Origin of the sequence: Mycobacterium sp. E2238 (assembly GCF_001672665.1) — a bacterium.
Classification (GTDB): domain Bacteria; phylum Actinomycetota; class Actinomycetes; order Mycobacteriales; family Mycobacteriaceae; genus Mycobacterium.
Map to the genome: position 1 here is coordinate 17,202 of NZ_LZKF01000260.1, position 11,202 is coordinate 28,403.

Here is an 11,202-nt window from a genome sequence, read left to right on the forward strand (position 1 = left end):
CTGGTCCGCGAGCGTGCGGCCAGCCGCACACTGGACGCCGAACGTGCGGCGGGCCGCACGCTCGGCGCGGGCTCAGCCCTGCGGGCGCTTCCCGTCGGCCACCTCATCGGGGTATTCGTCGTAGTACGGCACGTAACCCTCGTCGCGGCCGGCCAGCACGTACAGCGGATCCTTGATGTCGGACCCGTAGGCCTGTTCGCGCAACTCGACCTTCCGGCTTTTGAACGTCGTGGTGTGCTCCAGCGACTCGACCACCCGCACGAACAGCGGCAACGCGTAGGCGGGCAACTGGCCGTATACGGCGCGGGCCAGCGACTTGCCGTCGAAGTCCGCGCCGTCGCGCAGCTTGACCGCGGCCATGCCGGCGCGGCCGCCGGTGCGGGGGATCTCGACACCGAAAACGGTGCATTCCTCCACGGACTCGTCGGACGCCAGCGCGGCCTCCACCTGCGTGGTGGCGACGTTCTCGCCCTTCCACCGGAAGGTGTCGCCGAGGCGGTCGACGAACGCGGCGTGGCCCATGCCCTGCGGGCTCATCACGTCACCGGAGTTGAACCACACGTCACCCTCACGGAACGCGTTGCGCACCAGCTTCTTCTCGCTCGACTCCTTGTCGGTGTAGCCGTCGAACGGCTGCAGCCGGTTGACCGGGCTGAGCAGCAGGCCGGGCTCCCCCGCCGGCACCCGGCGCACCCGCCCGTTGTCGTCGCGCAGCGGGGCTCCGGTGTCGGGGTCGTACTCGACGTAGGCCAACGGCATCGGGAAGACGCCGGTGGTCCGCGGCACGTTGAACACGTTGATGAACGCGGTGTTGCCCTCGCTGGAGGCGTAGAACTCGCAGACGCGAGCGATGTCGAACCGATTCGTGAACTCGTCCCAGATCTCCGGCCGCAGACCGTTGCCGGCGATCACCCGCACCCGGTGCGCGCGGTCGGTGACCTTGCGCGGCTGGTTGAGCAGGTACCGGCAGATCTCGCCGATGTAGATGAAGGCCGTCGCCTCGGCGGCGATGACCTCGTCCCAGAACTTCGACGCCGAGAACGACTTGCCCAGCGCCAGCGTCGCCCCGGAGTTGATCACCGACGACAGCGCGACCGTCAGCGCGTTGTTGTGGTACAGCGGCAGGCAACTGTAGAGCGTGTCGGAGCTCTTCAGCCGCAGCCCGATGCCGCCGAACGCCGCGAGCGCCTTGAGCCACCGCAGGTGGGTCATCACGCTGGCCTTGGGGAATCCCGTTGTGCCCGAGGTGAAGATGTAGAACGCGGTGTCCCTGGCCTGCACGGCCGATACCGAGGCCGGGTTGGTGGCCGGGGCGCTGGCGGCGAACCGCTCCAGGTCCTCCACGGTCATCGTCTCGGTGTCGCCCGAGCCGCCGCACTCGGCCACCGCGCTGACCAGGTCCGTCTCCGCGACCAACACCTTGGCCTTCAGCAGGCCCAGGCTGTGCGCCAGCACCTCGCCGCGCTGGTGGTAGTTCAGCATCCCGGCGACCGCGCCGCATTTGACCGCGGCCAGCATGGTCAGCACCGCGTTGGGCGAGTTGCGCAACATGATCGCGACGACGTCGCCGTGGCCGACGCCGTGCGCCGCCAGCACCGCGGCGTACCGGTTCGCGGCGGCGTTGGCGTCGCGGTAGGTCAGTTGCTGGTCGCCGAACCGCAAGAAGATCCGATCGCCGTAGCGGGCCGCGCGTTCCTGGAACACCGTGCCGATCGATTTCTTCGAACCCGGCTGGGCCAGCAGCCCGGTCATCGCCCCGCGCACGATCACCGGCATATCGGCCAACAAGCCGGGCGCCCGAGATGCGATATCGGTCAGTTTGACCGCCGTGCGCGCTCCGCCGTCGTGATCGGACACGTCATCCCTCAATTCCTGTAAGCAACTCGGCGGACAGCCTAGTAGGGATCGCCAACTGGCCGGCGGCCTCAATCGGGCGCACACGCCTCCACGGCGGCGCTCACCTTGTCGACCAGCAACAACCGGTCCATCGCCGGCTGCGAGATGTACCCGCTGTCGAGCAGTCCGCACAGCCAGAGCCACAGGCCTTCGTAATGCCCCAGTGGATCCAGCATGACGATGGGTTTGCGATGCAGGCCGAGGTAACCCGTGGTCCACGAGTCCAGCAACTCGTCGAGGGTGCCGACGCCACCGGGCAGCACGATGAACGCGTCGGCGCGCTCTTCCATCACGTGTTTGCGTTCATGCATCGTCTCGGTGACGATCAGCTCGTCGGCTTCGGTGTCGGCGATTTCGACGCGCATCAGGACCTGCGGGATGACGCCGACGGTCCGGCCGCCGCGGGCGCGCGCCGCGGTTGCCACCGCGCCCATCGCCGACACCCGGCCGCCGCCCCACACCAGAGTCCAGCCGCGCTCGGCGATCGCCTCGCCGAGTTCGGCAGCGACCGCGAGCAATTCGGGATGTTCCGGGCCGGACGCGCAGTACACGCACACCGCCCAGTCGCCTGATGGCTCGCGTTCCGGGCGCATACAACGAAAGGTAGACCAAGCTTGCTGCGGGCCGCACACCGCGCGCAATAAAATCCGGCGATGCCGATTCGATGGAACGTTCCCCAGCACGCATCGGCCCTGGAGCGGCTGGACGCGGCGCTCACGACCGGGAGGGGGGCGGTCGTCCTCGGACCGGACGGCTGCGGCAAATCCACCTTGGCCCGAATGGCCGCCGAAGGCTTCGGCCACCGGCACCCCGGCACGCGCATCCGCTGGGTCACCGGCACCCCGACCGAGCGCGCGGTGCCGTTCGGCGCGTTCAGCCACCTGGTGCGGATCGCCGACCTCGGCAAGCCGGCCGCGCTGTTGCGCGCGGCCCGGGCATCCCTGGACGGTGATGACCTGCTGCTGGTCGTCGACGACGCCCACGACTTGGACATCCTGTCGGCCACGCTGGTGTACCAGCTCGCGCTGGCGGGCGCGGCCAGGATGATCGTCACCGGCCGCGCCGATTCGGCTCCCGACGCCATCGCGGCGCTGTGGGCTGACCGGCTCCTCCCCCGGATCGACATCGAACCGCCCAGCGAGATGACCACACCGGCCGAGGTCGACGCGTTCCTCGCCGAAATGCCATCCGCGGCCCGGTCGGTGCTGGACTACCTCGCCGTCGCGGAGCCGCTGTCGCTCGCCGATCTCAGTGTCCTGACCGGCGCGGACGCGATTGGCGCGGCGACGGATTGCGGGGCGGTGGAAACGCGGGCGCGCGGCGGAACGTCGGACGACCCGGTGGTGTACACGGCCCACCCGCTGTTTGCCGAGCGAGCGCGTGCCGCGCTCGGCGGCGACGGCGCCCGGCAACGACGCACCGCGCTGGTGCGGCTGCTGTCGCAGCATCCGCCGGACCACCTCAGCGACCGGCTCCGGTTGGCGGCGCTGGCCCTGGACAGCGATGCCCCCCAGCCGACGGCCGAGGTGGTCGGCGCCGCGCAGCAGGCGCTGCGGCTGGGCGACCTCGCCCTCGGCGAACGGTTGGCCTCCTCGGCGCTGGAGCGCTCCGGGGGGTTGGCGGCGCGGCTGGCGCTGGCACACGCGCTGGCGTGGCAGGGCCGCGGCCGCGAGGCCGACGCGGTGCTGGCCGGCCTGGACCCCGCCGCGTTGACCGAAGCCGCCCTGATGGACTGGACGCTGTTGCGCGCGGCCAACCAGTTCTGGATGCTCAGCGAGCCCGAACGCGCCACCGCGTTCTTGCGCACCATCCGCAATCGCGTCTCCGATCCGGGCGCGCGCACCACGCTCGACGCGCTGAGCGCCACGTTCGCGATGAACGCCGGCAACGTCGGGCACGCAGTGAAGGTCGCGGACGAGGTGCTCGCCGCCCCGGACGCCGACGACCAGGCGGTGGCCTGGGCGGCCAGCGCGGGCGCGCTGTGCGCGGCGCGCCAGGGCCGCTTCGACGACGTCGAGCCGCTGGCCCAGCGCGCCCTGGCCGCCGAACATCCCGGGTTGCTGCGCTTCACGATCGGGCTGGGGCAGACCACCGCGTTGTTGATGGCGGGCCGGCTCGACCGGGCCCGCGAACTCGCCCAGCAGTTCACCGATTTCGCCGAGTTGCAGCAGCCGGGCCGCGCGATCGGTGAGGTGCTGCTGGCCCACGTGCTGCTCGCCGACGGCGAATTCGCCCGGGCCGCAGCGCTGCTCGGCCCCGCCGCCGCCACGTTGGAACGCACCGGCTATTCGTGGGGCCCACTGTCGTTGACTCTGCTGGCCACCGCGCTGGCCCAGCAGGGCGACATCGCCGCCGCGGGAAAGACGTTGGGCCGGGCCGAATCCCGGCACGGAACGAAGTCGGCCCTATTCGCGCCGGAACTCGGCGTCGCGCGGGCCTGGCGGCTCGCCTCGATGCGCGACGCACACGGCGCGGTGGCCGCCGCCCGCGATGCCGCCCGGATGGCCGAACGCGGCGGCCAGCGAGCCGTGGCGGTGCGGGCGTGGCACGAGGCCGTGCGCCTCGGTGACACCCGAGCGGCGGATCCGCTGGCCCGGCTCTGTGACGAGATCGACTGCGCCGCCGGGAGACTCGCGCTCAGCCACGCGCAGGCCCTGGCGGCCGGCGACGGCGCGGCGCTGCGGGCGGTGTCCGATGAGCTGGCAGCGGTCGGGATGCGCGCGGCATCCGCCGACGCCGCCGCGCAGGCGCAGCGCTGCGGGGCAGCCTAGCCGCCCAGGTAGCCGCGCAGCATGGCCACCGCGGCGGTGATGTTGGCGACCGGAACGCTCTCGTCGCGCGTGTGCGCGAGGTTCGGATCGCCCGGCCCGAAGTTGACCGCCGGTATGCCCAGCGCGGCGAAACGTGCGACGTCGGTCCACCCGTACTTGGCCCGGACCTGTCCCCCGGCCGCCTCGACCAGGGCCTTGGCCGCGGGCTGGGACAGCCCGGGCAGCGCGCCCGCGGCGGCGTCGGTCTGCTCGATGACCACGTCGAGCCCGTCGAACACCTCGTGCACGTGCTCGAGCGCCGCGGCCACGGATCGGTCGGGGGCAAAGCGGAAGTTGACCGTGACCGCGGCCGCGTCGGGAATCACGTTTCCCGCCACGCCGCCGTCGATGCGCACCGCCGACAACCCCTCGCGATATTCGCAACCGTCGATATCCACGGTGCGGGCAGAGTATGTGGCCAGCCGATCCAGGACGGCCCCCAGCTTGTGAATGGCGTTGTCGCCCAACCATGGTCGCGCCGAGTGGGCGCGCGTGCCGGTGGCCGAGATCACGACGCGCAGCGTCCCCTGGCAACCGGCTTCGATGTAGCCGCCGGTGGGTTCGCCCAGGATGGCCACGTCGGCGGAGAGCCAGTCCGGCAGCTCACGCTCGATGCGGCCCAAACCGTTTGCCGCCGCCTCGATTTCCTCGCAGTCGTAGAACACCAGCGTCAGGTCGTGAACCGGCTCGGCGACGGTCGCGGCCAGATGCAGGAAGACCGCGTCACCCGACTTCATGTCCGCGGCGCCGCAGCCGTACAGGTCGCCGCTCTCGCGGCGGCTGGGAAGATTGCCGGCGACCGGCACGGTGTCCAGATGCCCCGCCAGCAAGATCCGCGACGGCCGCTGCCGCCGGGTGCGCGCCAGCACGGCGTTGCCGTTGCGAATGATCTCGAAGCCGGACGTCTGGGCGCGCAGCGCGGCCTCCACCTCGTCGGCCAGGCGTGCCTCGTCTCGCGATTCGCTGGGAATGTCGACCAACGCCGCGGTCAGCTCGATCGGATCCCCGCGCAAGTCCAGCACGGGTCCCAGGTTATCCGCTGCCGAGCGGCAAGTAACCTGACCGCCGTGACTGGAGCTGTAGGCATCGGGCTGGCGACGCTGGCCGCCGACGGATCGATCCTCGACACGTGGTTTCCCGCACCGGAACTGACCGAGTCGGGCACCGGCGGCACGTCGCGGCTCGCCTTGTCGGACATCCCCCCGGAGCTGGTCGCGCTGGTCGGCCGCGACGACGACCGCGGCACCGAGAGCATCGCCGTGCGGACGGTCATCGGGTCGCTCGACGACGTGGCCGCCGACGCCTACGACGCCTACCTGCGACTGCATCTGCTGTCGCATCGGTTGGTGGCGCCGCACGGGCTGAACGCCGGCGGCCTGTTCGGGGTATTGACCAATGTCGTGTGGACTAACCGCGGACCGTGCGCGATCGACGGGTTCGAGGCGGTCCGGGCGCGGCTGCGCCGGCACGGACCGGTGACCGTCTACGGCATCGACAAGTTCCCGCGGATGGCCGATTACGTCGTGCCGACCGGGGTCCGCATCGCCGACGCCGACCGGGTGCGGCTGGGCGCCCACCTGGCGCCGGGCACGACGGTCATGCACGAGGGCTTCGTCAACTACAACGCCGGCACCCTGGGCGCGTCGATGGTCGAGGGCCGCATCTCGGCCGGCGTGGTGGTGGGCGACGGATCGGATGTCGGCGGCGGCGCCTCCATCATGGGCACGCTGTCCGGGGGCGGCACGGAAGTCATTTCGATAGGCAAGCGGTGCCTGCTCGGCGCCAACGCGGGGCTGGGCATCTCGCTGGGCGACGACTGCGTCGTCGAAGCCGGCCTGTACGTGACCGCGGGCACCAAGGTCGCCACGCCCGACGGCCAGGTGCTCAAGGCGCTGGAGTTGTCCGGCGGCAACAACCTGCTGTTCCGCCGCAATTCGGTCAGCGGCGCCGTCGAAGTGGTGCCCCGCGGCGGTCAGGGCATCGCCCTCAACGAGGACCTGCACGCCAACTGAGCGCAGCTATGCGTCGGCGGCGATCTTGTCGGCGGTCGGCGCGGCGCGCAGCGCCGTACCCATGGTTTCCGGCAGCAGATACACGGACACGAAACTGGCCATCACCAGGGTGGCCATCATGAGCCCGATCGCCCAGCTGCCGTAGGTGGCCAGCAGCGTGCCGGCGACCAGCGGCGGCACGGCGGCGCCGAGGATGCCTGCCAGGTTCATCGCCACCGCCGCTCCGCTGTAGCGGTAGCGGGTGGCGAACAGTTCGGGAACGAACGCCGCCGTGGGCCCGTTGGCCACCGCCGCGGCCGCGAACATGCCGAGGACGGCGACCGCGTACAACACCGGCTTGCGGGTGTCCAGCAGCGGGATGACCGCGAACGCCCACGGCAGGCATGCCACGAGCCCGCATAGCATCACCCGGCGGCGGCCGACCCGATCGGAGATCCACGCCGAGAACGCCACGCACGCCATGCTGGTCAGCCCGCCCAGTGCGCCGACGCCCCAGATGAAGCTCCGCGAATAGCCGAGATGGTTGTGGGCGTACATGACCAGAAAGGTGTTGCCCAGGTAGACGAATCCCATGCCGCCCAGGAAGGCGCCCGCGACGAGCACGATCTCGCGCCGCTGGAACCGCAGCAGCTCCGTCAGCGGCGCCTTGGGCAGCTCGTCACGGACCTTCTCCTCCACGAACAGCGGGGTCTCGTCGATGTTCAGTCGTACGTAGAGGGCGATACCGATCAGCGCGCTGCTGATCAGGAAGGGCACCCGCCACCCCCACTCCATGAACGCGGCGCTCTTCTCCCCCATGGTGAGGTTGACGGCGAGAAAGGTCAGGCTGGCCAGGATTCCGGCGGTGCCACCACCCAACAGGGTGAACATGCCGTACCAGCCGCGTTTGCCGGATGGCGCGTACTCGGCGCTGAGCAACACCGACCCCGCCCATTCGCCGCCCACCGCGAACCCTTGTAGCAACCGCAGAACGATGAGAATCAACGGCGCCGCGATGCCGATTGACGCTGTGCTGGGAACCATGCCCACACTCACGGTCGACGCGCCCATGATCAGCAGGGTGGCGACCAGGGTCTTCTTGCGGCCCAGCCGGTCCCCGAAGTATCCGAAGACGGCCGCGCCCAACGGGCGGGACAGGAACGCCGTCGCGAACGTCGCCATGGAGGCGACGGTGGCCAGCGTCGGGCCGAGGCGTGGGAAGAACACCGTGGGAAACACCAGGGCGGCCGCGGTCCCGTAGATCAGGAAGTCGTAGAACTCGATGGCCGAGCCCACGAGACAGGCCGCCGCTATCCGCCGCATGGGAGTGGTAGGCCGGTTCACGGTTACGACGGTAGGTGAAGCTGCACGGTCACGCTCCTCGCTGAAGCTGGCAACTTGCTGCGCGTCAGCCCTCGGCAAGCAGCTGCTTTTTGAGCACCTTGCCCATCGCGTTGCGGGGCAGCGTGTCGACGAGGCGCACCTCGCGGGGCCGTTTGTGCACCGAAAGTTCTTGGGCGACGTGGTTGATCAGCTGGTCGGCGTTCAGGTCTTCCGCGCCGACGACGAACGCGACGATGCGCTGGCCCAGGTCTGGGTCCGGCAGGCCGACGACCGCGGCCTCCCGCACCCCGGGGTGCCCGAGCAGCGCCGTCTCGATTTCGCCTGCGCCGATCCGGTAGCCGCCGGACTTGATCAGGTCGACCGACTCGCGGCCCACGATGCGGTGCATGCCCCCGCCGTCGATGACGGCGACATCGCCGGTGCGATACCAGCCGTCGGCGTCGAACGCCTCGGCGGTGGCCTCGGGGCGGTTCAGGTAGCCGTCGAACATCATCGGACCGCGAACCTCAAGCTTGCCAACGGTTTCCCCGTCGTGTGGCACCTCGCCACCGGTGTCGTCCAGCAGCCTGGTTTGCACGCCGGTGAGCGGTAGGCCCACCCAGCCGGCGCGTCGCTCGCCGTCCGCGCGGGTCGACAGCGTGATCAGCGATTCGGACGCGCCGTACCGTTCGATGGGCCGGTGTCCGGTGAGCCGGGCCAGCCCCTCGAACACCGGCACCGGCAGCGGCGCGCTCCCGGAGACCAGCAGCCGCGCCGGGCGCAGCGCGCGGGCGGCGGCCTCGTCGGCCACCACCCGCGACCACACCGTCGGGACGCCGAAATACAGCGTGCCCCCGGCCTCCGAGCAAGCCTGCGCGTAGCCCGCCGGCGTGGGTTTTCCGGTGTGCACGAAGCGATTTCCCACCCGCAGCGACCCGAGCAGCCCCAGCACCAGGCCGTGCACGTGGAACAGCGGCAGCCCGTGCACCAACACGTCGTCGGCCGTCCACTGCCAGGCCTGCGCCAGGGCGTCGAGGTCGGCCGCGATCGCGCGGCGGCTCAGCACCACGCCTTTGGGCAGGCCGGTGGTGCCGGAGGTGTAGATGATCATCGCGGTCGCGTCGGGCGACGGCTCGGCGTAGCGGTGCCAGGACCGGGCGTGTAATCGCACCGGGATGTGCGGCAGTCCCTCCAGCTCGTCCGGGACGGGGCCCAGCCAGGCCTGCACTCCCGAATCGGTGAGCATGTGCCGGCGTTCGGCCGCACCCACGTCGGCGGGCACCGGGACGAAGGGCACGCCGGCGATCAGGCACCCGGTCACCGCGAGCACCGTCGCCGCGGTGGGCGTGGCCAGGATTGCGACCCGGTTCGCGCCGGCGACCCGCTCGGCTACCGATGTGGCGGCGCCGACCAGATCGCTACGACTCAACACGGCGCCGTCGATGCGTACCGCGTCGGCGATGTCGGTGGCGGTGACCGCCGCGGGATTCAGGGACGCCAGCAGCACGTCAGCAGGCTACCCGGCGGCCGCTTGGTCAGCCCCGCTCGTCCCAGATCTTCATCAAGGTGGACAAGATCTCCTCACCGCGTCCCAGCCCGCCGAGGTGGCTCTCGCCGTGCAACACGAACAGTTCCGCGTCGGGCAGCAACGACACGACGTGCTCACCGTGCGCGAACGGGACGATGTGGTCGCTGTCGCCATGCCACCAGCGCACCGGGACCTTGACCTCGTCGAGCCGGAATCCCCAGTCCTGGGTGAACAGGATGACGTCGTTGAACGGGGCCGCCAGCTGCTTGCGGCTGCCGTTGAGCAGGTCGTCGAGGAACATCGCGCCGAACTCGGGCCGGGTCAGCAGGCGCCGGTCGCCTTCGGGCGATATCGCCGCGTACAGATACAGCGCGGGATTGGCGACCGGACGGATCGCCCGCACCACCAGGCTCGCGCCGATCCGCAGCGGGTCACCGCCAAGCCGCAGCAGCGGCGCCACCCGCTTGCCCAGGTTCATCAGGCCGCTGGTGATCCCCTCGTCACCGAGAAAAGGCGCGACGCCACCGAGCACGCCGGCCGCCACCACCCTCTCGTGCAGCACCGCGGCCGACGCGAGGGCGTACGGACCGCCCCCGGACAGGCCGATGACGGCCATGTCGTCGATGCCGAGCGTGTCCGCGATCGTCCGCAGGTCATCGGCGAACGCCCGGATGTTCTCGTAGCGATGGGGCGTCGACGAACCGATGCCGGGGCGGTCCAGGCCGATCAGGCGGATGTTGTGCTGCTCGGCGTAGACCCGGGCCTCGACCGGGATCTGCCGGCGAGCGCCGGGGGTGCCGTGCAGCCAGAACATCGCGCGCCCCTGCGGGTCGCCGAACTCTGCGAAACCGATCTGGCGGTCCTCGCCGACGGCAACGTTTCCTTCGAGCTTGGGGCGGGCGATCTCGATGACCATGCCAGCAGCCTCGCATGTGACAAGCCGTTTACCAAAGGCTCACGGGTCAGGCGTTGAGCGGCCGCTCCCCGATCACCCGTTCGGCCCGCAGGCTCGCGAGCTCGTCCGTGGACAGGCCCAGCCCGCCCAGGATGTCGTCGTTGTGCTGACCCAGCGTCGGCGGGCCGGTGCGGTGGTGGCGGGGCGGTCCGGGAGTGATGCGAAACGGCCAGCCGGGAAAGCGGTGCGGCCCGGTGATCGGGTGGGCCAGCTCCTCGTAGTAGCCGCGCGCGTCGAGCTGGGCCCCGATCAGGTCGCGGTCGTACATGTGATCGCCGGTGATCACCTGCTCGGCCGGGATGCCTTGCTTTTGAAGGGTTTCCACGACCGCCTCAGGCGGCTGCGTGCGTGTCCACGCGGAGACCAGCTCGTCGAACAGGTCATGGTCAAGCCGCCCGTCGTCGGGCAGCGACAGCGCGACCCATCGGCCGTCCTCGGCGGTCGGGTAGACGCCCTGCAGGTAGCCGCGCCGCCTGTTGCCCTCCCGCGGACGCACGACGCCGTTCATCGAGTACTCGATCACCGGTTCGGCGGTCACGCAGGCGGTGGCGCTGCTGGCCGCCCTCGAGCACAGGAGCCGCACGGGTGTGGGGCAGTTGATCGAGATCGCCCAGATCGAGGTCACCGCCTGCGTGACCGCCGAACCGGTGATCGAGTACTCGATGAACGGCGTCGTGCGTCCGCGGGAGGGCAACAGGC

9 protein-coding genes and 1 pseudogene are annotated in these 11,202 nt (G+C 70.7%); 3 read left to right on the forward strand and 7 right to left on the reverse strand.

Going from position 1 to position 11,202, the window contains the following annotated elements; genetic code table 11:
* Nucleotides 1-72 precede the first annotated feature (72 nt).
* Nucleotides 73-1,857 carry a long-chain-acyl-CoA synthetase FadD6 gene (gene fadD6, locus A5711_RS25450; RefSeq protein WP_067951377.1) on the reverse strand — a complete coding sequence of 595 codons (1,785 nt, stop codon included), beginning with the start codon at nucleotides 1,855-1,857 and terminating at the stop codon, nucleotides 73-75.
* Nucleotides 1,858-1,925: 68 nt separating this feature from the next.
* Nucleotides 1,926-2,489, reverse strand: coding sequence for a TIGR00730 family Rossman fold protein (locus A5711_RS25455; RefSeq protein WP_067203734.1), 564 nt, complete (start codon nucleotides 2,487-2,489; stop codon nucleotides 1,926-1,928).
* A 60-nt stretch (nucleotides 2,490-2,549) separates the two neighbouring features.
* Here A5711_RS25455 and A5711_RS25460 point away from each other — a divergent pair, with 60 nt between their 5' ends.
* Nucleotides 2,550-4,667 carry an AAA family ATPase gene (locus tag A5711_RS25460; RefSeq protein WP_067951379.1) on the forward strand — a complete coding sequence of 706 codons (2,118 nt, stop codon included), beginning with the start codon at nucleotides 2,550-2,552 and terminating at the stop codon, nucleotides 4,665-4,667.
* Here the strand turns inward: A5711_RS25460 and dapE are convergent.
* Nucleotides 4,664-5,728, reverse strand: coding sequence for a succinyl-diaminopimelate desuccinylase (gene dapE, locus A5711_RS25465; protein ID WP_067951381.1), 1,065 nt, complete (start codon nucleotides 5,726-5,728; stop codon nucleotides 4,664-4,666). The two genes, A5711_RS25460 and dapE, sit on opposite strands and share 4 nt — an antisense overlap.
* 36 nt (nucleotides 5,729-5,764) lie before the next feature.
* Between dapE and dapD the strand changes: the two genes are divergently transcribed.
* Entirely contained in the window at nucleotides 5,765-6,718 is a 954-nt protein-coding gene (gene dapD / locus A5711_RS25470; protein ID WP_156673112.1) for a 2,3,4,5-tetrahydropyridine-2,6-dicarboxylate N-succinyltransferase, read from the forward strand.
* Between the two features lie 6 nt (nucleotides 6,719-6,724).
* Here the strand turns inward: dapD and A5711_RS25475 are convergent, their stop codons facing one another.
* The 4 genes and pseudogenes from A5711_RS25475 to A5711_RS25490 all read right to left on the reverse strand — a co-directional run.
* Nucleotides 6,725-8,020 carry an MFS transporter gene (locus A5711_RS25475; RefSeq protein WP_067951385.1) on the reverse strand — a complete coding sequence of 432 codons (1,296 nt, stop codon included), beginning with the start codon at nucleotides 8,018-8,020 and terminating at the stop codon, nucleotides 6,725-6,727.
* An 85-nt stretch (nucleotides 8,021-8,105) separates the two neighbouring features.
* Nucleotides 8,106-9,527 carry an acyl-CoA synthetase gene (locus A5711_RS25480; protein WP_067951387.1) on the reverse strand — a complete coding sequence of 474 codons (1,422 nt, stop codon included), beginning with the start codon at nucleotides 9,525-9,527 and terminating at the stop codon, nucleotides 8,106-8,108.
* 28 nt (nucleotides 9,528-9,555) lie between these two features.
* Nucleotides 9,556-10,464 (reverse strand): alpha/beta fold hydrolase, encoded by a 909-nt coding sequence (locus A5711_RS25485; protein ID WP_067951389.1) that lies wholly within the window; start codon nucleotides 10,462-10,464, stop codon nucleotides 9,556-9,558.
* 46 nt (nucleotides 10,465-10,510) lie between these two features.
* Nucleotides 10,511-11,047 (reverse strand): annotated as a pseudogene (locus A5711_RS25490) (CoA transferase); the annotation flags it as partial.
* A gap of 1 nt (nucleotide 11,048) precedes the next feature.
* Here A5711_RS25490 and A5711_RS26635 point away from each other — a divergent pair.
* Nucleotides 11,049-11,202, forward strand: a 154-nt coding sequence (locus tag A5711_RS26635) for a CoA transferase (RefSeq protein ID WP_369829963.1), incomplete at its 3' end; no start/stop codon positions are given.